At 58.9% G+C, this 19,848-nt stretch carries 18 protein-coding genes and 1 pseudogene; 6 read left to right on the forward strand and 13 right to left on the reverse strand.

Going from position 1 to position 19,848, the window contains the following annotated elements; translation table 11 throughout:
* Nucleotides 1–104: 104 nt before the first annotated feature.
* Complete coding sequence (locus AC07YV_RS15685) at nucleotides 105–1,388, forward strand: aspartate aminotransferase family protein (RefSeq protein ID WP_102700161.1); 1,284 nt, start codon at nucleotides 105–107, stop codon at nucleotides 1,386–1,388.
* 207 nt (nucleotides 1,389–1,595) lie between these two features.
* On the forward strand, nucleotides 1,596–1,754 hold the full coding sequence (locus AC07YV_RS15690) for a YqaE/Pmp3 family membrane protein (RefSeq protein ID WP_003228885.1): 159 nt from the start codon (nucleotides 1,596–1,598) through the stop codon (nucleotides 1,752–1,754).
* A gap of 131 nt (nucleotides 1,755–1,885) precedes the next feature.
* Here the strand turns inward: AC07YV_RS15690 and AC07YV_RS15695 are convergent, their stop codons facing one another.
* The 10 genes from AC07YV_RS15695 to AC07YV_RS15740 all read right to left on the reverse strand — a co-directional run bounded on the left by AC07YV_RS15695 (nucleotide 1,886) and on the right by AC07YV_RS15740 (nucleotide 12,841).
* A complete protein-coding gene (locus AC07YV_RS15695; protein ID WP_102700162.1) occupies nucleotides 1,886–3,712 on the reverse strand; it encodes a S9 family peptidase in 1,827 nt (608 codons plus the stop codon).
* Complete coding sequence (pqqE, locus tag AC07YV_RS15700) at nucleotides 3,678–4,850, reverse strand: pyrroloquinoline quinone biosynthesis protein PqqE (RefSeq protein ID WP_102700163.1); 1,173 nt, start codon at nucleotides 4,848–4,850, stop codon at nucleotides 3,678–3,680. The genes AC07YV_RS15695 and pqqE overlap by 35 nt, the downstream gene beginning before the upstream one ends.
* The gene (gene pqqD, locus AC07YV_RS15705; protein ID WP_102700164.1) at nucleotides 4,822–5,097 is read right to left on the reverse strand and encodes a pyrroloquinoline quinone biosynthesis peptide chaperone PqqD; all 276 of its coding nucleotides are present in this window, start codon (nucleotides 5,095–5,097) and stop codon (nucleotides 4,822–4,824) included. The genes pqqE and pqqD overlap by 29 nt, the downstream gene beginning before the upstream one ends.
* Nucleotides 5,094–5,846, reverse strand: coding sequence for a pyrroloquinoline-quinone synthase PqqC (gene pqqC, locus AC07YV_RS15710; protein WP_007993179.1), 753 nt, complete (start codon nucleotides 5,844–5,846; stop codon nucleotides 5,094–5,096). Before pqqC ends, pqqD begins: the two co-directional genes overlap by 4 nt.
* Nucleotides 5,847–5,974: 128 nt before the next feature.
* A complete protein-coding gene (gene pqqB, locus AC07YV_RS15715) occupies nucleotides 5,975–6,886 on the reverse strand; it encodes a pyrroloquinoline quinone biosynthesis protein PqqB (protein WP_102700166.1) in 912 nt (303 codons plus the stop codon).
* Nucleotides 6,887–6,967: 81 nt separating this feature from the next.
* Entirely contained in the window at nucleotides 6,968–7,042 is a 75-nt protein-coding gene (gene pqqA / locus AC07YV_RS15720; RefSeq protein ID WP_003444522.1) for a pyrroloquinoline quinone precursor peptide PqqA, read from the reverse strand.
* 157 nt (nucleotides 7,043–7,199) lie between these two features.
* On the reverse strand, nucleotides 7,200–9,629 hold the full coding sequence (gene pqqF / locus AC07YV_RS15725; RefSeq protein WP_102700167.1) for a pyrroloquinoline quinone biosynthesis protein PqqF: 2,430 nt from the start codon (nucleotides 9,627–9,629) through the stop codon (nucleotides 7,200–7,202).
* A gap of 38 nt (nucleotides 9,630–9,667) precedes the next feature.
* Nucleotides 9,668–10,462, reverse strand: coding sequence for a carbon-nitrogen hydrolase family protein (locus tag AC07YV_RS15730; protein WP_102700168.1), 795 nt, complete (start codon nucleotides 10,460–10,462; stop codon nucleotides 9,668–9,670).
* Nucleotides 10,463–10,474: 12 nt separating this feature from the next.
* Nucleotides 10,475–12,157: a flavin monoamine oxidase family protein gene (locus AC07YV_RS15735; protein WP_007980300.1), complete on the reverse strand. Its 1,683-nt coding sequence runs from the start codon at nucleotides 12,155–12,157 to the stop codon at nucleotides 10,475–10,477.
* A gap of 222 nt (nucleotides 12,158–12,379) precedes the next feature.
* The gene (locus tag AC07YV_RS15740) at nucleotides 12,380–12,841 is read right to left on the reverse strand and encodes an Lrp/AsnC family transcriptional regulator (RefSeq protein WP_007980298.1); all 462 of its coding nucleotides are present in this window, start codon (nucleotides 12,839–12,841) and stop codon (nucleotides 12,380–12,382) included.
* A gap of 185 nt (nucleotides 12,842–13,026) precedes the next feature.
* Between AC07YV_RS15740 and AC07YV_RS15745 the strand changes: the two genes are divergently transcribed.
* A complete protein-coding gene (locus tag AC07YV_RS15745) occupies nucleotides 13,027–15,381 on the forward strand; it encodes a glucose/quinate/shikimate family membrane-bound PQQ-dependent dehydrogenase (protein ID WP_102700169.1) in 2,355 nt (784 codons plus the stop codon).
* Nucleotides 15,382–15,569: 188 nt separating this feature from the next.
* Nucleotides 15,570–16,202: a zinc metalloprotease gene (locus AC07YV_RS15750; RefSeq protein ID WP_102700210.1), complete on the forward strand. Its 633-nt coding sequence runs from the start codon at nucleotides 15,570–15,572 to the stop codon at nucleotides 16,200–16,202.
* Between the two features lie 86 nt (nucleotides 16,203–16,288).
* Here AC07YV_RS15750 and AC07YV_RS15755 read toward each other — a convergent pair whose 3' ends face one another.
* Nucleotides 16,289–16,597 carry a DUF3077 domain-containing protein gene (locus AC07YV_RS15755; RefSeq protein ID WP_102700170.1) on the reverse strand — a complete coding sequence of 103 codons (309 nt, stop codon included), beginning with the start codon at nucleotides 16,595–16,597 and terminating at the stop codon, nucleotides 16,289–16,291.
* Between the two features lie 532 nt (nucleotides 16,598–17,129).
* Here AC07YV_RS15755 and AC07YV_RS15760 point away from each other — a divergent pair.
* Both AC07YV_RS15760 and AC07YV_RS15765 read left to right on the forward strand, forming a co-directional pair.
* A pseudogene (locus tag AC07YV_RS15760) lies at nucleotides 17,130–17,264 on the forward strand (type II toxin-antitoxin system RelE/ParE family toxin); the annotation flags it as partial.
* Nucleotides 17,257–17,562 carry an XRE family transcriptional regulator gene (locus tag AC07YV_RS15765; protein WP_102700211.1) on the forward strand — a complete coding sequence of 102 codons (306 nt, stop codon included), beginning with the start codon at nucleotides 17,257–17,259 and terminating at the stop codon, nucleotides 17,560–17,562. The pseudogene AC07YV_RS15760 and the gene AC07YV_RS15765, both read left to right, overlap by 8 nt.
* A 284-nt stretch (nucleotides 17,563–17,846) precedes the next feature.
* Here the strand turns inward: AC07YV_RS15765 and AC07YV_RS15770 are convergent, their stop codons facing one another.
* Together AC07YV_RS15770 and AC07YV_RS15775 are read right to left on the reverse strand one after the other, a co-directional pair.
* On the reverse strand, nucleotides 17,847–18,626 hold the full coding sequence (locus AC07YV_RS15770) for a hypothetical protein (RefSeq protein WP_146025366.1): 780 nt from the start codon (nucleotides 18,624–18,626) through the stop codon (nucleotides 17,847–17,849).
* Between the two features lie 5 nt (nucleotides 18,627–18,631).
* Entirely contained in the window at nucleotides 18,632–19,726 is a 1,095-nt protein-coding gene (locus AC07YV_RS15775; RefSeq protein WP_102700171.1) for a hypothetical protein, read from the reverse strand.
* Nucleotides 19,727–19,848: the final 122 nt, after the last annotated feature.

Raw genomic sequence — 19,848 nt, forward strand, 5'->3', positions numbered from 1 at the left:
ACCGCATTCACAGGGCTTACAGGGCCACAGAGCGCGATGAATACCCTTTGCTTCGATGGTGTTTACATAGGTAAGGCAAAAAACCTCAAAAGAGGTTGTTTCAGATGAATCTGTTCAGTCTGCGCCGTAGTCCTCCCAGTCTTGATGATCTGGTCATGGACGCCTCCCTGCCTTCCAAAGACAACAGTCTTTCCAGCGAGTACTTGATGCCCGGTGTCGAGCGGCCGAAACAGGTGTTTGTGCGTGGCCAGGGTTCATGGTTGTGGGACAGCGATGACCGTGCGTACCTGGATTTTTCCCAGGGCGGCGGGGCCAACAGCCTTGGTCACAGCCCTTCGGTATTGGTCAACGCCATCACTGCCCAGGCTCAAGCGCTGATCAATCCGGGTTTCGGCCTGCATAACCGTGGCATGCTCAGACTTGCCGAGCATCTGTGTGCCAGCACCGGCAGTGATCAGGCCTACCTGCTCAATACCGGCAGCGAAGCCTGTGAGGCGGCGATAAAGCTGGCGCGCAAATGGGGTCAACAGCATCGCGGCGGTGCGTCGCGAATCATTGTGGCCAACAATGGTAACCATGGCCGTAGCCTGGCGACGATGTCGGCGTCGGACAGTTCGACATTAGCCAACCGATTCGAGCCGCAACTGCCGGGCTTCAGCCATGTCCCGTTCAATGACCTTCCGGCATTGCATGCGGCCGTGGATGAACGGACCGTCGCGATCATGCTCGAGCCGATCCAGAGCGAAGCCGGCGTGATCCCGGCTACCGCGCATTACCTCAAGGGCGTCGAACGCCTGTGCCGTGAACTCGGCATATTGCTGATCTTCGACGAAGTGCAAACCGGCATCGGTCGTTGTGGCACCTTGCTCGCGGAACAGTCCTGCGGGGTCACGGCGGATATCGTGGTGCTCGGCAAAGGTTTGGGCGGCGGCGTGCCATTGGCCGCGCTGCTGGCGCGGGGCAAGGCTTGCTGTTTCGAACCCGGCGAGATGACCGGTACCCATCATGGCAATGCACTGATGACCGCCGCGGGACTTTCGGTGCTCGATACGGTGCAGGACAAGGCTTTTCTCAAGCACGTCGCAGAAGCCGGTCAGCACCTGCGTGAAGGCTTGGGGCGTTTGGCCCATCGATATGATCACGGCGAGTTGCGCGGACAAGGGCTGCTGTGGGGGCTGACGCTGTCGGACGATTCCGCTGACGCAGTAGTCAAGGCCGCGCTCTACGAAGGCCTGTTGCTCAACGCCCCGCAACCCGACTGCCTGCGCTTTACCCCTGCGCTGAATGTCAGCAACGCCAACATCGATGAAATGCTCCTGCGCCTGGCGCGCGCCTTCTCCCGAGTGCGCACCGCGCAATTGCAGTGCCGCAAAGGGATTGCCGTCTGACTCGACGCGCCCTGCACACATTCCTGAACCGTCTCGCGGTAATACGCACGCCTCACGCCCGGCATTTTTGGTGTGGGGCGTTTTTTTTGTTTGCGAAATTCAACGAAGGGGCGGAGCTTGGGAATAGAGGGACTGAACCCTGACAAATGGCACAGGTCGATTAGCTGTAGGGCTCGAACGAGTCCACCCCCAATCAGGAGCTGCCCCATGGACTTTATTCGCATCATCATCGCCATCCTGTTGCCGCCGCTGGGTGTGTTTTTGCAAGTAGGATTCGGCGGGGCGTTCTGGCTGAATATTCTGCTGACGTTGTGCGGTTACATTCCGGGGATCGTGCATGCGGTGTACATCATCGCCAAGCGCTGAGTTTCGCGGCGGCAGGTCGGCCGCCTTCGCGAGCAGGCTCGCTCCCACAGGATTTCGCGTAAACCGTAGACTCTGTGGGAGCGAGCCTGCTCGCGAAGGGCGCGCCCCAATTCATGTATGTGGCGCCAAATTCAGTTCGCCAATTCCATCACCCTTCGATAAAACAACCACTCCTGCTCCAGCGCATGGGCTTGATTGCCGGCCTTGCGAAAGCCATGGCGTTCTTCTGCGTAGTAATGCGCTTCGACCAGGATGCCGTTGTCCTGCAGCGCCGCGACCATGTCGCGGGTCTGTTGCGGGACGACCACGGCATCCAGTTCTCCTTGAAAGAAGATCATCGGCACGCGGATGTTGCTGGCATGCAGCAGCGGAGTGCGGGCGGCGTAGCGTTCGGCGTCCAGCAGAGGATCGCCGATCAACCAGTCCAGATAGTCGCTTTCGAATTTGTGGGTCGCGCGCCCAAGTGCTACCGGGTCACTGACGCCATACAGACTGGCACCGGCACAGAACACGTTGTGAAACGCCAAGGCGCAAAGCGTTGTGTAGCCGCCGGCGCTGCCGCCGCGAATGAAGGCCTTGTTGCCGTCGATCAGGCCCCGTTCGTTGAGGTAACTGACCACGGCGCAAGCGTCTTCGACATCCACATCACCCCAACTCAAATGAAGTGCCTGACGATAGGCCCGGCCATAACCGCTGCTGCCGCGATAGTTGAGGTCGGCCACGGCGAAGCCCCGCTGTGTCCAGAACTGGATGCGCGGATCGAGCATCGGGTAGCACGCCGACGTCGGGCCGCCATGGATGAACACCACCAGTGGCGGTTTCGCCTCGCCGGTCATTGCCGGGTAGAAGAAGCCGTGTGCTTCGCCTGAGCCACTGGGGTAGCGCAAGGTCTGCGGGCGGCTGATCCGTTCGGGAGGAAGCGGTGCGATGCCGCCGGCCAGGACCTTCACTTGCCGGTTTTGACGGTCGATGGCAATGACGGCGCTTGAACTGGCGGGCGACGCTGCAATGCAATAAATGAATTGCCCATCCACCGCGAGATGGCGGAAGCGGCTGTAGTCGCCGGTGAAGTCGGCGCAGGAGTCGCCGCCTATGCCCAAACGGCCAAACCCGCCTTCGGTCCAACTGGCCAGATATCTGTCGTCGCCCAGCGGCAACCAGGTGCTACCGCCGAGTTGCCAGGGTGCCGGGCCATGGTCGGCGTTGGCACTTGGCAATGGGCTCAGGCCTTTCCCGGATTCCACCCATGGCTGCCAGTAACCGCCGCGATCCGTCAGGCAGTACAAGCGACCGTCGGCATCAAATCGTGGTTGTTGCACCGACTCTTGAGCACCGTCGCCCGCCACACAACGCGCCTCGGCAAAGCCGCCATGGGCGAGGCGTTCGGCAACCATCAAGCGGGTTGCTGTCCATGGCTGATCCGGGCGACTCCATTCGATCCAGGCCAGGCGCCGGGCATCAGGGCTCAGCGTCGGTGCCGCGTAGAAATCAGCACCTTCGGCCAGCAGGTGGCGTGCGCCATCCAGCAGATCGATCGCCACCAGTCGGTGTTGGTCTCGATGCTCCTCGACCGCCAGCACCTGCCCGTTGGCGAACTGCAGATCGCCAAAACGGCACGCACCGGACGTCAGCCTTTCGGGTACTTCGTCTTGCAGTGTTTGCCGATACAACTGCTGGTCGGCTTCGTTGACGAAAACGATGCCGTCGTCCGTCAGACAAAAGGCTCCACCGCCATATTCGTACACCCGACTGCGAACGCTGAACCCCGGCGGCGTCAGGCATTTCGCTGTGCCTTCACGCCAATGCCAGATCCGGCACGCCGCGTCTTCGGGGCGGTACTCGTTCCAGAACAGGCCGTTTGGACCGACCTGTAGTTCGGCAAAGTCGATACCGGCAGCCACGGCTTTGGCAGCGCTGAAAGGTTCAGCTTTTGGCGATGAGGCGTGAGTTTCGTTCATTGCGAAAGGCCAGTTGGTCGATGGTCTGGGTCGCGTGTTCGGCTTCTTCGCGAGCCTTGAGGATCACGCCGTGTTGTGGCGACTTGCTGCACACCGGGTCGGCGTTGCTGGCATCACCGGTGAGCATGAACGCCTGGCAGCGGCAGCCGCCGAAGTCTTTTTCTTTCTCGTCACAGGAGCGGCAGGGCTCGGGCATCCAGTCGTAACCGCGAAAGCGATTGAAGCCGAACGAGTCGTACCAGATGTGCTGCATGCTGTGATCACGCACGTTGGGAAACTGCACCGGCAGCTGTCGGGCACCGTGACAGGGCAGGGCGGTTCCGTCCGGTGTGACCGTCAGAAAAATACTGCCCCAGCCGTTCATGCAGGCTTTCGGGCGTTCTTCGTAATAGTCCGGGGTGACGAAAATCAGCTTGCACGGATGCCCTTGGGCTTCCAGTTTGGCGCGGTATTCATTGGTGATGCGTTCGGCGCGCACCAGTTGCTCCCGGGTCGGCAATAGCCCGACGCGATTGAGTTGTGCCCAACCGTAGAACTGGCACGTGGCGAGCTCGACGAAGTCCGCTTCCAGTGCAATGCACAGCTCGATGATGCGGTCGATCTGGTCGATGTTGTGCCGATGGGTGACGAAGTTCAGCACCATCGGATAACCATGGGCCTTCACCGCCCGGGCCATTTCCAGTTTCTGCGCAAAGGCCTTTTTCGAGCCGGCCAGCAAGTTGTTCACTTGTTCGTCGCTGGCCTGGAAACTGATCTGGATGTGATCGAGGCCGGCCTTCTTGAAGTCGCTGATTTTCTGCTCAGTGAGGCCGATGCCGGAGGTGATCAGGTTGGTGTAGAAACCCAGTTGGCGGGCTTCGGTAATCAGCTCGGCGAGGTCCTGGCGCACCAGCGGTTCACCGCCGGAAAAGCCCAGTTGCGCGGCGCCCATTTCCCGCGCTTCACGGAATACCTTGATCCACTGTTCGGTGCTCAGCTCTTTGCCTTGCTCGGCGAAATCCAGCGGATTGGAGCAGTACGGGCATTGCAGCGGGCAGCGATAGGTCAGTTCGGCGAGCAGCCACAGCGGCAGGCCGACTTCCGGTTTGGGCGGCACTTGCACTGATGAATCAGGCAAGTTCGATCCAGTGCTGCGCACGGGCCACCTCCATGAATTGTTCGATGTCGTCACCGAGTTCGGGCACGCCGGGGAACTGTTGCTCGAGTTCGGTAATGATCGCCGCGACATCCCGTTCACCGTCAATCAAGCCACCGATCAGTGCGGCGCTTTCATTGAGCTTGATCATGCCTTCCGGGTACAGCAGCACGTGGCCTTTCTGCGCCGGTTCGTACTGGAAGCGGTAGCCGGGACGCCAGGTCGGGGTCTTGCTGCGATCGAAACTCATAAGGTGATTCCTTTGTGCCAGACCCGTTCCCCGGTCACGCTGTGATACGGCGGGCGTTTCAGTTCGTAGGCCATGCTCATGGCATCGAGCATGCTCCAAAGAATGTCCAGTTTGAACTGGAGAATTTCCAGCATGCGCTCCTGGCCTTCTCGGGTGGTGTAGTGCTGCAACGTGATCGCCAGGCCGTGCTCGACATCACGCCGTGCCTGGCCCAGGCGCGTGCGGAAATACTCGTAGCCGGCCGGGTCGATCCAGGGGTAATGCTGCGGCCAACTGTCCAGGCGCGATTGGTGGATCTGCGGGGCGAACAGTTCGGTCAGCGAGCTGCTGGCGGCCTCCTGCCAGCTGGCGCGGCGGGCGAAGTTGACGTAGGCGTCCACGGCGAAGCGCACGCCGGGCAGTACCAGCTCCTGGGAACGCAACTGGTCCGGGTCGAGGCCGACGGCCTGGCCCAAACGCAGCCAGGCTTCGATGCCGCCGTCTTCACCGGGCGCGCCGTCGTGGTCGAGCAGGCGCTGAATCCACTCGCGGCGGATCTCGCGGTCAGGGCAATTCGCCAGAATGGCCGCGTCTTTCAGGGGGATGTTCACCTGATAGTAGAAACGGTTGGCGACCCAGCCCTGGATCTGCTCGCGGGTCGCCCGGCCTTCGTACATCGCCACGTGGTAGGGGTGATGGATGTGGTAGTAGGCGCCCTTGGCGCGCAGGGCCGCTTCGAATTCGGCGGGGGACATCGGGGTGTCAGTCATTGCGGTTCTCCGGTGCACAACCGTTGAAATCTTTGGTGTCTGGTCGGACGCCTTCGCGGGCAAGCCCGCTCCCACAATGGAATGCATTTCAAATGTGGGAGCGGGCTTGCTCGCGAAGGGGCCCTCCGCTACAGCACGATACTCATGCCGTCATACGCCACTTCAACCTGGCGCCGATCCAGCTCCGTGCGCTCGGGCGAGTCTTCATCGAGAATCGGGTTGGTGTTGTTGATGTGGATAAGCACCTTGCGCTGCGTGGGCAGTTGCTCCAGCACTTCGAGCATGCCGCCGGGGCCGTTTTGCGCCAGGTGGCCCATCTCCCGACCGGTGCGGGTGCCTACGCCACGACGCTGCATTTCATCGTCATCCCACAGCGTGCCGTCGACCAGCAGGCAATCGCTGCCGGCCATGATCTCCAGCAGCGCTGCATCCACCTTGCCCAGACCCGGTGCGTAGAACAGTTTGCCGCCAGTGTTGAGGTCCTCGACGATCAGGCCGATGTTGTCGCCCGGATGCGGGTCGAAGCGGTGCGGCGAGTAGGGCGGCGCGGCACTGCGCAAAGGCAGCGGGGTGAAGCGCAGGTTCGGGCAGGCCGGTACGCTGAAGCTCTGGTCGAGTTCGATGCGATTCCAGGTCAGCCCGCCATTCCAGTGGTTGAGCATGGTGAACAGCGGAAAGCCGCTGCTCAGGTCTTCGTGGACCATGTCGGTGCACCAGACCTGATGCGGGCAACCCTCGCGCAGCATGAGCAGGCCGGTGGTGTGGTCGATCTGGCTGTCCATCAGGATGATCGCGCCGATCCCGGTATCGCGCAGGGCGCGGCCCGGCTGCATCGGGGCGAAACCCTGGAGTTGGGCGCGGATGTCCGGGGAGGTGTTGCACAGCACCCAGTTCACGCCGTCATCGGAAATTGCCATGGACGACTGCGTCCGCGCCTTGGCCCGCAGGCTGCCGTCGCGAAAGCCTGCGCAGTTCACGCAGTTGCAGTTCCACTGGGGGAAGCCGCCGCCGGCGGCGGAACCTAGAATCTGGACAAACATGGACGCTCCATCATTTCAACGCTGAAAATAAAACGCCTCGGATAACCGAGGCGTTGTGCTGCACATCTGCCAAAGCAGAGATTAGCGGCTTGCGAAGTACATGGTGACTTCAAAGCCGATACGCAGGTCGGTGTAGGCAGGTTTGGTCCAGGCCATCAATTGAACTCCTTCAGGTAGGTGGGACAGCGCTATCTATAGGTTTAGTCCACCTCAGGTCAGAGATGTTCCAAATAGTTAGGTTGCTATGTTACTCAAAATTTCAAAGAGATTGCCCGTGAAACTTTGAGAAAGCTCCTTACCGCCCCGGTAATGATCATTTTGCCGCTTGCCATGGCGTGCCTGGGCTGGTGGAACTGGCCAGGCAGCGCCAGCCGCCATCGGCCTGATTCAGGCGTCGGGCCGCCGCCAGTAGAGCGACCCGGTCAATTTGCAAAATGGCCTCGGGCAATTGCGTCAGATAATCCGACGAGCGGCCGCCCAGCTTGCCCTGCCAAAGCAATTCCGCAGCCTGGGCAGTGGGCAAGGCAGCCTGGGAAAATTGCTCGGCCAGGGTCTGGCGCCCGGCGATGAACGCGTTGTCATCGAGGGCATTGATCAGCATTGGCAGATCGCTGAGGAACTGCTCGATGTGTTGCAGCAGTTCTGCCGGCGCTACGTTCGGTGATTGCACACCGAACAGTAATCCGGCTGTCCCGTGAATCTGGCGCAGGGCGCTGAACACCGCATAGCCCAGTTGCAACTCCACTCGCAGGCGCTGGTAGAACGGCGTCTGACAGAAGTGCGCAAGCAGACGCCACGCGGCTTCGTCGGCCAATTCCCCGGTCGCGGCAGGGCAAAACAGCAGCAGTGCGTGCTCGCTGGAATCGCTGTCGACGGCGCTCCACAGACGTTGTGACGGGAGGGTCGGCGGCGGGGTCAATTGATTGTCCGGCGTGCCGGGTACACGGCTCAAGGCCAGGCCCATGGCCGCTTGAGTCTGGGCGGACAGGCCAATCGCCAGGCCATCCCAGCGTGCACTCGACCAGAGTTGCTGCGTATCGTCCGTGTTCGCGGTGTGCGCAAGGCAGTGATCGGGCAATGCCTTGAGCAGCTGTCGAATGGGCATCAGCGCGACGCTTGCCGGCGTGGCTTGTGAGACTGCAGCGTCAGGTTGTGTCAGTTCTTTCAGCGCATGCTCCAGGACGGTGGGCATCGGCTCCTGCAGTCCGGTCATTTTCAGCAGCCATTCGTTGCCCGAGGCACTGAAGGAAACATCCACACCGGCCTGACGCGCGTCTTCGCGCAGCGCATGCAGGTTGTTTTCCAGGTGTGATTGAAGGGCGCTGGCGGGACTCGAGTCCAGACGCCAGCGCAGATAAATCGCACCTTCCGCGCTGTTGTCCGGCAAGGCCTGGCTGAATTGCATCGGCGAACGTTCACGACGGCTGCGCGAGCGATCCTGGGCAAAGGTGCGCAGGCCGCGGTGGGCGCTGGTCTGGCCACGAATCAGTCCGGCGTTGGGCGCTGGTGTTTCGGTGCGCAGGAACGGGTTGGGGGCGGGCAACTGCCATGGGCCGCTGAAGTTATCCACAGCGCCGATTTGAGTGAGGATTTGCTTGAGCGCTGTAACGCCTTGGCCAGATAACCCGACTTCGTGTTGTTCGCTGTCCAGCCGGGCCAATTGCAAGGCACTGCTGACCTGTTGCTGGCGCTGGTGCAGGGTGGCGTATTCTTCGCGCAACGGGGTCCAGTCCTGCTGGGCAAAAAAGCTCAGCCAGTCCATAAGGCGTTCGTGAATCCCTGTCGGCAACCCATTGGCCGGCAACGTGAACTCGATATGCAGCAAGGCTTGTCCTGCGAACTGGTACAGCGGCTGGGCTTTCAGGTGATCGGCCAGCCCGCGCTCGCGCAGGTCCACCGACAAGCCACCGGGTTTTGCCGAATTCAGCCAGTGGCACAAGAATGCCAGCGCCTCGGCGCAAGTCTCGGGCAGCGATTCGAGGGCGAACAGCCAATCCAGTCGCCGTGCTTCAGCCTGTTGATAACTGCTTTCTGAGGCCGACATCAGTGGCACAGGAGCCTGTTGCTCAATGCTTTCTCCCTGGGCGATGACGTTACCAAAGGCTTCAGCCAGGGTCCTTAGCTCTTCGAGGCTTTGCGGCCCGGCCAGGCTCAACGTCATCTGCCCGGTCTGGTAAAACCGCTGATAGAAATCCTGCAACGCCTGCTGAAACTCGGGCTGCTCTACAGGCAGGGTGGCGCGATTACCGGCATGAAAACCGCGAAGCGGATGTGCTTCTGACAGTCCGTCGAACAGCGCAAATTGCTGCTGCGCTGCCGCATCCTGTGACCAGGCGACAAACTCCGCCTGCAGCACTTCCCGTTCCCGCTGCTGATCGTCCGGATTCATACGCGGATGGGCGAGCATGTCTGACAGACGCTCCAGCCCACCGGCAAATGCCTGGGGTGGCAGTTCGAAAAAGTAGTCCGTGGTGCGCTCGCTGGTGCGCGCGTTCATCTGGCCGCCATGACTCTGGACGTAGGCCATCAACCCTTGCCCGGCAGGAAAACGCTCGGTCCCCAGAAACAGCAGATGCTCAAGAAAGTGCGCCAGTCCCGGCCACGCCAGCGGCACATCATGGCTGCCCGCGGCGACCCGCAACGCTGCTGCGCAACGCTTCAGATTCGGGGCATGACGCAGCGTCACCCGCAAGCCGTTGGCCAGGGTTTCAGTGTGGGGGCGAGGGTGATTCAGCGCGGGCATGGGCACTTCCAGAACAGTGAAGTGCCAATGCTAGCGGATTAGGACTTGTTCAGCTCGCCGTAAAGCTCGGGACGACGATCGATCAGGTAGCGATTGGCGGCACGGGAATCGACCATCAACTGTCGATCCAGCTCACCGACAATCAGCGATTCATCCAGTCCCGCCTGAGCGATACGGCTGCCATCCGGCGCAGCAATGCTGCTCTGGCCGCAATAGTGGATGTCGCCTTCATGGCCACAGTAGTTGGCGTAAGCCACATAGCATTGGTTTTCGAAGGCGCGGGAACGCACGGTGACATCGGCGACGAAATCGAACGGAATCATGTTTGCGGTCGGCACCAGAATCAGCTCGGCGCCGCCCAGGGCCAGGCGTCGGGCATTTTCCGGAAACTCCAGGTCGTAGCAGATCAGGAAACCGAGCTTCCAGCCGTTGAGCTCAACGATGGGAAACTCATCGGAACCTGCACTGAACATCGAGTGATCGAGGTCGCCGAACAAGTGCGTCTTGCGGTAGTTGCACACGCGCTCGCCATGGGCGTCGATCAACTGCACGGCGTTGTAGATCTGCCCGTCCTCGGTGCGCTCGGGATAGCCATACAAGATGGCAATCCCGGTTGCCTTGGCAATGCGCGCGATCTGCTGCGCCGACTCACCGTTGTACACCTCCGCCAACACGCTGACGGCATCGACGCCGATGTTGTAGCCGGTCAGGAACATCTCCGGCAGCACCAGCAGGTCCGCGCCTTTTGCCTCCAGCGCCAGTTGTTGCAGGCGTTGCAGGTTGCCGGCGACATCCAGCGGCAACGGTGGACATTGGTAAAGGGCTACGCGCATTTCGGATTCCTCTTACTCAGGCAGGGCGATCGGTCCGATCTCGTTGAATACATCTCCTGGACCCGGATTCTCGGCGTGAGTTGCACCGCCGAAGTGTTTCATGATGCCCCACACCGCGTTGAGCGAGGTCTGAACCGCGCCTTCAACCCAGGCTGGCGTCCACGAAACGTCGTCGCCAGCGATGAAGATCCCGCGCTGTTCTGCCGGCATGTCGTCCTGCATGAAGTGCGCGTACATGCGCTGGTTGTAGCGGTAGTGACCGGGCAGTGCGCCTTTGAACGCGCCGAGGAAATGCGGGTCGGCTTCCCAGGACACTGTGATCGGATCGCCGATGATCCGCGCGGCGATGTCGACTTTCGGGTAGATCTTCTTCAGTGCATCCAGCGCCAGTTTCACGCGTTTTTCCACCGGGTGCGGGAGCATTTTCAGCGCGTCGCTCATCCACGAGTACGACAGGCAAATCACCCCTGGCTTGTCGTCACCGTTGTCGAACAGGTAGGTGCCACGGGTCAGGCGATCGGTGAGGGTCATGCTCATCAGATCGCGACCGGTTTCCGGATCCTTGTCCTTCCAGAACGGGCGGTCGACCATCACGAAGGTTTTCGACGATTGCATGTAGCGGGTGCGGTCCAGGGCCATCCACATCTTTTGTGAGAACAGGGTTTCGTCGCATTCGATCTGGGTGGTCAGCAGCCAGCTCTGGCAGGTGGTCAATACGGCGGCGTATTCGCGGGTGTCGCCCCAGTTGTCGGTGACGGCGAAACGGCCGCCCGGTGCGTGGGCAATCTTCTTCACGCCGGTGCGCGGCGCGCCGCTGTGCAGGGAGCTGAGGCTGGTGCCGGCCGGCCAGTGCGCGCAACGCTCCGGCACATGGCGCCAGATGCCTTGTGGCACCTGTTCCACGCCGCCGACCACCAGATGCTGGTGATCGTCGCAGTTGGTCATCACCACGCGGAAGATTTCCAGCATCGAGTTGGGGAAGTCCGAATCCCAGCCGCCGGTGCCGAAACCGACCTGGCCAAACACTTCGCGGTGATGGAACGACAGCTTGGCAAAGGCTTTGGACGTGGCGACAAAATCATAGAAGGTGCGGTCGTCCCACAGTGGCACCAGGGTGTTCCACAGTTCCTTGAGGCGCGGCACGTCGCGGTCGCGAATGGCTTGCTGGATATCCGAGAACTGCGAACCGGCTTCCAGGGCGTCGGCCCAGGCGTCAGCCACTTCCTGGAACAGCGCAGGAAGGTCCGACAGCTTCTGTGCGTAATGGGTCTGGCCTTCGAGGTCGATGACCGTGCTGCCCGATGCAGGCGTCAGCGGGTTGGGGAACGGTTTGGTTTCCAGGCCGAGCTTGTCGACGTAGTGATAGAACGCGGTGGACGACACCGGGAAGCGCATGCCACCCAGTTCGGCCACGATGCCTTCGGCGCCGTTGAAGGCCTGGGAACGCAGACGGCCACCCATTTTCGAGGCTTCGTAGACGACCGGTTTCAGCCCCAGTTTCATCAACTCATACGCGGCCACCAGACCGGCAATCCCGCCGCCGACAATCGCCACTTCGGCACCGTGATTGTGCTCGGGAATACTGCCCAGCCCGGCCGGGTGTTCGATCCAGTCGTCGAAGGCGAAGGGAAAGTCCGGGCCGAAAATGGTGATTGGTTTTTTACCGTCTGCAGGATGGCGATTGTTCTTGTTCATGGCTGACCTTGCTGGCGACCCGACGCGGAATGCGCATCTGAGTATAGGAAAAGATGCCAGCCATTCTAGAGAGCACAGAACACGTTAATAAGACGCAAAGTGTCGTCGTTTTGCCATTTTATTTGTCAATATGACGATATCGATGTACACACTGTCCACTGTGGGAGCGAGCTTGCTCGCGATAGCGCCAGTTCAGTCACCGATGAACCCAGGCCTGAAAAGTCAAACCGGCTGCCCCCGATCAATCTTGCTGCTCAAGATGATCGACGTCGTGGTCTTCTCCACCCCATCCACACTGCCAATCTGATCCAGCAACTGATCCAGCTGCTCCGGCGAATCGGTGCGCAACCACGCCACATAATCAAATTCGCCACTCACCGCGCACAACTGCTGTACCTGCGCCATCGCGCTCAGGCGGCGCAACACCTCCTTGCCGGAACGCGGTTGCACCGTGATCCCGACATACGCCTGCAACCCGCCGTCCACCACCCGCTGCCCGAGGCGCACGCCGTAGCCGGTGATCACTTTGGCCTTTTCCAGCCGCGCCAGGCGCGAGGTGACGGTGGTGCGGGCGATGCCCAGTTGCCGGGCGAGCATGGCCACGCTCTCACGGGCGTTGATCTGCAGGGCTGCAATCAGCTGGCGGTCGATTTCGTCGAGAACGGGTGGGCGAGTGTCAGGCAAAGGCTTATCTCCAGCGGCATGGATCAGTGCGCAAGCATGTTACAGGCAGATTCTGTACGACGCTCGCGACGGATCCCTGATCTGGCCTCAGTACCGTTCATGACATTTCTGCCTGCGACAAATTGCCATAAGTAACCAGTTAGTACATTATTCCGCCCTTGTCACAAATGGGGAAAATGTCCGACATGAACAATTCTGGGGCTGCCGCCGGCAGCAAATGGTTGCTGGCGGGGCTGGGTGTGCTGATTGCACTGATCGGGCTCGGCCTGGCGGGTGGCGGTGGCTATCTGATTGCGCTGGGTGGTAGTGGCTATTTCCTGCTGATGGGCCTGGCGATGCTGGTGTCCGGCCTGTTGATTGCCCGTCGCAAGCCGCTGGGCGCCTGGCTGTATGGTGTGGCGCTGGTCCTCACCGCGGTCTGGGCGGTATGGGATGCGGGTCTTGAATACTGGCCGCTGGTCTCGCGGGTGCTGACCTTCGCCGTGATCGGTCTGGTGGTGGCGCTGATCTATCCGACCCTGGTCCGCGCTTCGGGCGCGACCGGTGGGCGTGGCGCCTACGGCCTGGCCAGCATTCTGGGTGTGGGCGTTGTGGCGACGATGGCCTACATGTTCGTGCCGACCCACGTGGTCAAGGCCTCCGTTGAACCTGCGGTCACGCCGGTCCTGCCGGGCACCGAGCAGAAAGACTGGGCGCACTGGGGCAACACCACCGCCGGCAACCGCTTTGCCGCGCTGGACCAGATCAACAAGGGCAATATCGACAAGTTGCAGGTCGCCTGGACCTTCCGCACCGGCGATATCCCGCAAAGCACCGGTGCCGGCGCCGAAGACCAGAACACCCCGCTGCAAATCGGTGACACGGTCTACACCTGCACCGCCTACGGCAAAGTCTTCGCCCTGGATGCCGACACCGGCACCCAGCGCTGGAAGTTCGACCCGCAAGGCACCGCGCCCAACTGGCAGCGCTGCCGTGGCCTGGGCTACTCCGAAACCCCGGCGTCTTCGGACAATCAGCCAACCGCCTGTACGAAACGTCTGTTTCTGCCGACCGGCGATGCCCGTCTGATCGCCATCAACGCCGACACCGGCAAGCCCTGCGAAGAGTTCGGCAACAAAGGCACCGTCGACCTGACCACCGACATGGGCGAAGTGAAGCCCGGTTACTACCAGCAAACCTCGACCCCGCTGGTCGCAGGGGACGTGGTGATCGTCGGTGGCCGCGTGGCCGACAACTACTCCACCGGCGAACCGCCGGGCGTGGTGCGTGCCTACGACGTGCGCAGCGGTGAACTGGTGTGGGCGTGGGATCCGGGCAATCCGAACACCACCAAACGTCCGCCGGCCGGTGAGACTTACACCCGTGGCACGCCGAACGTGTGGTCGGCCATGTCCTACGACGCCAAGCTCGGTCTGGTCTACCTGCCGACCGGCAACGCAACGCCAGACTTCTTCGGCGGTCAACGCACCGAGTTCGACGACAAGTGGAGCTCGTCCATCGTCGCCATCGACGTGAAAACCGGTCAGGTGCGCTGGCACTTCCAGACCACTCACCACGACCTGTGGGACTTCGACCTGCCGGCGCAACCGCTGCTGTACGACGTGCCGGACGACAAGGGCGGCACCCAGCCAGCCCTGGCGCAAGTCACCAAGCAGGGCGAGATCTTCCTGCTCAACCGCGAAACCGGCGTGCCGATAGCCCGCGTCGAAGAGCGCCCGGTGCCACAAGGCAAGGTTCCCGGCGAACGCTATTCGCCAACCCAACCGTTCTCGGTCGACATGCCGTCAATCGGCAACAAGACCCTGACCGAGTCCGATATGTGGGGCGCCACGCCGTTTGACCAGTTGATGTGCCGCATCCAGTTCAAAGGCATGCGTCACGAAGGCGTCTACACCCCGCCGGGCATGGACCGCGCCCTGCAATTCCCGGGCTCGCTGGGCGGCATGAACTGGGGCAGTGTCTCGGTTGATCCGAACACCAATTACATGTTCGTCAACGACATGCGCCTGGGCCTAGCCAACTACATGATCCCGCGCGACAAGATCAAAGCCGGAGCCAGCGGCATTGAAATGGGCGTGGTGCCGCAGGAAGGCACACCGTTCGGTGCCATGCGCGAGCGCTTCCTCTCGGCGGTCGGCATTCCGTGCCAGAAACCACCGTTCGGCACCATGTCTGCCATCGACCTCAAGACCCACAAACTGATGTGGCAAGTCCCGGTCGGCACCGTACAGGACACCGGCCCGCTGGGCATCCGCATGCACCTGCCGATCCCGATCGGCATGCCGACCCTCGGCGCATCGCTCGCCACCCAGTCGGGCCTGCTGTTCTTCGCCGGCACCCAGGACTTCTACCTGCGCGCCTTCGACACCGGCAACGGCAACGAAATCTGGAAGTCGCGTTTGCCGGTGGGCAGCCAGTCCGGGCCGATGACCTACGTTTCACCGAAAACCGGCAGGCAGTACATCCTGCTGACGGTCGGCGGTGCGCGTCAGTCAACGGATCGTGGGGATTATGTGATTGCCTACGCTTTGCCCAAATAAGGTGGTGTAGGAGCGAGCTTGCTCGCGATGGGCGTGAACGATAACGCGTGCTGTCTGAATGGCCGCGGCGCGATCAAGTCCATCGCGAGCAAGCTCGCTCCTGCATTATTGATTGTGCGGGGCGACAGGATGGACAGCGACCGTCACTCGTAGTCGAATGCGAGTACGAAGGATCCGAGGCAATGGACATGACGACGAACCTGCCTGCCGCTGTACGCGACCGCGCATTGCAGATCGCCCATCACGAAATGGGGCACTACGTGGTGGCCCGCGCCCTGGGCTTTGAAACGGGCGGCGTGACCCTGACCGTGACCAGGGATTTGCGACACCAGGGCGGGGCTTCCATTACCCTGGTGCGCCCCATTTCGTCGATAGATGCCATGAAGGAACATCTGGAAGCCCGGATGATGGTGCTCCTGGCGGGCGCTATGGCGCAGACACTCGCTTCAAAATCTTCAACCGCAAAACACGTCGACAAGCTCAAAGCCACCGCCATCCTCAAAGGCGAGCAGGGGGCGGAACAGGACTACGCAAAAATCAGGGAGCTTCAGCATCTGCTGCGCAACATCGTCTACCCCGATACCGATCCAGCGTCGAACGAGCGCATAACGGCGGAGCTTAAAGCGATGACTGATCGGGTGTGGGGTCGGACGCAAAAAATCATCGAGGATCAGGCCGAGACGATTGCCGAATTGGCAGGGGCGCTGGTGGACGGTATGGCTCTTGTGGAGCAATGGGGGCGGGCGGCGGATACGTATGAGGTGGTGTTCACCGGGCCGATGCTGGAACGGCTGCGGGCCGTGCAGCCCATACCATCGTGATGTGCTTGGACTGAAGAGCCTGGCCCTATCAGTCCCAAAAAGGGAACGCTCGGTCCCTTTTTGGGAATTTTCAGGCTCTGTTTATTCTATTGATCTGCTTGTGCTCTCGTTTGAGCAGGTCTGCGCATCAACACCTTCACTACATCATCAATCACCGCTTTGCTCATCGTCGTCAGGTAGTGCGCGGCCCAGGCGTGACGGTCGGAGTCTTGAGCGTAGGCGGCGTCCACGGTGAGAGACTTGGCGAGGTATAGCAGGTCGGAGGCTTGGGCCAGGGCGTCGGTGATGGGGACATCGCGGCAGACGTGGAACAAGGGTTGATCCGAGAGATACAGGAAGGGGGTGAAGCCGACGGTTTTTAGTTCTGAAATTGCAGATGCATCTGTTTTAGTCATGGTGTCACTCCAAGGTTCGAGGAGCTGTCACGTTCGTTTCCAAGCGAATGGGTGGCAGCTGTACGCAGGTTGGAAAACCGGGAACCAAGGAACCGGCACGCCCGAAGGCGTCCCACGCACAGCTGCCATGACACACGATTGCAGGCGTAAAAACGCCTGTTGTCATGATTGCGCGCTGTTGCGTTAAGGTTCGACGGGTTTCCAAGCCCGATCGCTGAATGCTCAGCGACGTCCGGAGACTATCCCGTCAAAGAAAAGCGCAACAAGGCGGCAAAGTGCCCAACAGCAAGATTCGGAGTTTGCCTACAAGGTCCTAAGGCGTCATCCGATATTTCGACACCCTCAGTAAACGAAGGCTGGCGCGACGAGCGATTTTCCAGGTCAGTGCATCCTTTGAGTCGTTGCGCCAAACGCCTGGTTCCTGCGTTGTCATGAGGCCGCCCCGCCAGTAACCATCGCTAACAATTGACAGGGGATTCAGGGTGGTTGGGCACCGCTGAAGCTCATACATTTATTCCCTTTAAAGTTATGGCGCAGCGCGATTCTGCTGATTGGCGGTGATGAAACCGGCCAGGAGCGTTGGTATGCGGAACACGTGCCACTGGCCGAGCGTCTCTACGACGAGCACTTGGAAACATTGATGAAAGAGGGCTATGACAATGGCTAAAAAATTTGCTGATTTGGTGGCACGTCGCTCTCCAGAGTCTCAAGCGCGTGTCGAGGCTTTGCATCAGAAGCTACGAGCTCAAATGCCGTTGCACGAGTTGCGCCAGGCGCAAGCGTTGAGTCAGGACACACTGGCCAGGACACTGCATGTCAACCAGGCGGCGATCTCCAAGATGGAGCGGCGAACGGACATGTACATCAGTACTTTGCGCAACTACATCCGCGCCATGGCTGGCGAGCTGGAAATCATCGCCACTTTCCCCGAGGGCCAGGTGAAGATCGAGAACTTTGCCAATTGAGACGATAAAAACGTCTCTATAAAAACCGATCAGCCAGACACGCAAAAGCCGCGCAATGCGCGGCTTTTTTGTTTGGTGGGCCCACACGGACTTGAACCGTGGACCAAAGGATTATGAGTTGCTGGGAGTAATGATATGCCTAAAGAAACCGTTCGTAACTGAACGAAGTTTGGCATAGCTGGAACCCCCATAATTACAGGCCTCACGCGTATTCTAACGAAGCTTGCAGAAGCTGAGCACTGTACCTCAGTCGTACCTCTTTGGCACCAATCAACGCAGCAGCATCATTTGACGATCAAATAAGTCGAAGCGAACCAGATAGAATCCTTTCCATTGATTTTCTTGTCTTTTGGGATGCCTTCTCCGGTGTCGAAACTACACGCGACCTCGGATTTATCTCCGTTGGCATTCTTCGGTTCAGTACCATTTGAATCTTTAGATTGAGCGCCGTTTGCATCATTAGAAGATAGTGCTGAGAAGGTTATGTAGTAAACTCCAGCTTCTTGAACAGGTAAGAAAAAGTTCAAGTTGCGCTCGGAAGAAACCGGAACTCGGATGTCATGAAAAGTGGTGTTGGGGATTTTTGAGTCGTCGGATATTTTTTCATATAACGCAGGAGTGAATCGTTTTACAGACTTTGCTCTACCCTCTGGGCTGAACGCTAACTGACTAACCGAAAGTGAGTCTTTGCATAATTTAAAGTAAATGGCCTCGCTGCTGCTATTTTTTATTGAGACTGTGGGGTTTAGATAAAATCCTTTAGATGCTTTTGTTTGAGTTACCTTGATGTCTAGAAAGGTAGCCTCAGTATCTTTGATTCGCTTCTGAATTTCCGCTAGCTCTGCAACAGCTCTACTTCTCTGTTGAAGCGCGTCAAAGGTATAACATCCCCAAAGGAGTGTGACTAATGCACATGTGGCGATGACTACATTATTATAAGCCTGATGGCCATTCATCAGGCGTGTTAATAAAGTAGATACTTTCGCCCAAAAATACCAGAGAATTATGGCGAGCAGAAAGAATCCTACGATATACCAAATCAGTGAGCTGATAGATTGGTACATATTTTTCACCTAGTAGAATAGCGAGGGTCGCCATCTAACGGGAAATCGTCAGACTTAGGTCTTTCTTTTTCGACAAAGCTTTTATTCTGTTTAGATACGCCCACCCACAATTTCTTTTTTACATCAGTTAAATCTACATTTTGCTTTACAGCTGGGAGGTTTTTTTCTACAAGCGGCTTTACTTCTTCGCAGATTTTGCTTAGCGCAGGGTCTGCAAAGGCAATGCTTTGATCAAACAAAAGAGCAACTCCCATTAAGAAAGCAACCCCTGCCCGAGCAGATTGGGTTTTTAGCCCATACCAAAGATCGCCAGGAGAAGTAATAACTTGTTGAGAAGTTAGTAGGAGGAGCCCTTGCTTATCAAATTCAGACATAAAAGAAAGAATTTGATCTAGAGTAAGGCCGTCGGCAATATCTTCTTTAATCTGGCCTGCATCGGACTGTCCAATCGCAACAGACAGCACCTGCAATCTGTCCATCAACTCAGAAAGATTTTTTAGGGAGTGATGGCTTAGAGAGCCTTCCTGATTGACCCGAAGACTACTAAAGTAAGTCTTGTCACTGATGAAAAATGAGCTAAGCCAGTGGTGGATTTCTTTTGAGTTTTCCCCAAGTGAGAAAACAGCTTGGTAAGCATTGAAGCTTTTGGCTAGGGTGACGGGGATTTTGTCGCGCTCAATCCTATCTCCCCAAGTCACTTCGCGTCTGACTTGGAAGCTCTCGTCGGGAGATAATGCTAACAAACTTGTGAATGCGTCAGAGCTGATGACTCCAGGGTAGATGTAGTCCCTAGATAGAGTGAACACTACATCGCCAACTTTCATGTCATTAACAAATGCAATGACTTGAGCGCGTGCGTTAATCGTTAGTGGTGTATTGAATTTATCACATGCGGAATAAATTTTCTCCCCGCTTGCTTCTTTCAATTCGTCTAACGCTTCTTGTTCAAGAAGGCTGCCGTCAAGATGCGCCATGGCAATAAAACCGTCATCAAGGAACGGTTCAATGAAGCGATACCTAGCTCCCGGACGCACCACCCAGCATTTTGATTTTAAATTAGTATGTTTTACAACTATGTCGTTAAGGTAAGCGTCGTCCATGCTGCTGTCTCGGTATCTTAAATTTTAAAAAAATGCAATGGTGGCAAATTTACATCGCGGGGCTGGTTTTGTCAATTTAATCCGGTTTTGGATTTTTTATCTGTTTTGTGTGCTCAATTGCG

It is taken from the genome of Pseudomonas sp. GW456-E7 (assembly GCF_059424105.1).

Coding starts and splice junctions, on each gene's coding strand:
- AC07YV_RS15775 (WP_102700171.1), bottom strand. CDS start 19,726: ATGGACGACGCTTACCTTAACGACATAGTTGTAAAACATACTAATTTA.
- pqqB (WP_102700166.1), bottom strand. CDS start 6,886: ATGTTTGTCCAGATTCTAGGTTCCGCCGCCGGCGGCGGCTTCCCCCAG.
- AC07YV_RS15770 (WP_146025366.1), bottom strand. CDS start 18,626: ATGTACCAATCTATCAGCTCACTGATTTGGTATATCGTAGGATTCTTT.
- AC07YV_RS15685 (WP_102700161.1), top strand. CDS start 105: ATGAATCTGTTCAGTCTGCGCCGTAGTCCTCCCAGTCTTGATGATCTG.
- AC07YV_RS15690 (WP_003228885.1), top strand. CDS start 1,596: ATGGACTTTATTCGCATCATCATCGCCATCCTGTTGCCGCCGCTGGGT.
- AC07YV_RS15755 (WP_102700170.1), bottom strand. CDS start 16,597: ATGACTAAAACAGATGCATCTGCAATTTCAGAACTAAAAACCGTCGGC.
- pqqD (WP_102700164.1), bottom strand. CDS start 5,097: ATGAGTTTCGATCGCAGCAAGACCCCGACCTGGCGTCCCGGCTACCGC.
- AC07YV_RS15695 (WP_102700162.1), bottom strand. CDS start 3,712: ATGAACGAAACTCACGCCTCATCGCCAAAAGCTGAACCTTTCAGCGCT.
- pqqF (WP_102700167.1), bottom strand. CDS start 9,629: ATGCCCGCGCTGAATCACCCTCGCCCCCACACTGAAACCCTGGCCAAC.
- AC07YV_RS15765 (WP_102700211.1), top strand. CDS start 17,257: ATGGCTAAAAAATTTGCTGATTTGGTGGCACGTCGCTCTCCAGAGTCT.
- pqqC (WP_007993179.1), bottom strand. CDS start 5,846: ATGACTGACACCCCGATGTCCCCCGCCGAATTCGAAGCGGCCCTGCGC.
- AC07YV_RS15745 (WP_102700169.1), top strand. CDS start 13,027: ATGAACAATTCTGGGGCTGCCGCCGGCAGCAAATGGTTGCTGGCGGGG.
- AC07YV_RS15730 (WP_102700168.1), bottom strand. CDS start 10,462: ATGCGCGTAGCCCTTTACCAATGTCCACCGTTGCCGCTGGATGTCGCC.
- AC07YV_RS15735 (WP_007980300.1), bottom strand. CDS start 12,157: ATGAACAAGAACAATCGCCATCCTGCAGACGGTAAAAAACCAATCACC.
- AC07YV_RS15750 (WP_102700210.1), top strand. CDS start 15,570: ATGACGACGAACCTGCCTGCCGCTGTACGCGACCGCGCATTGCAGATC.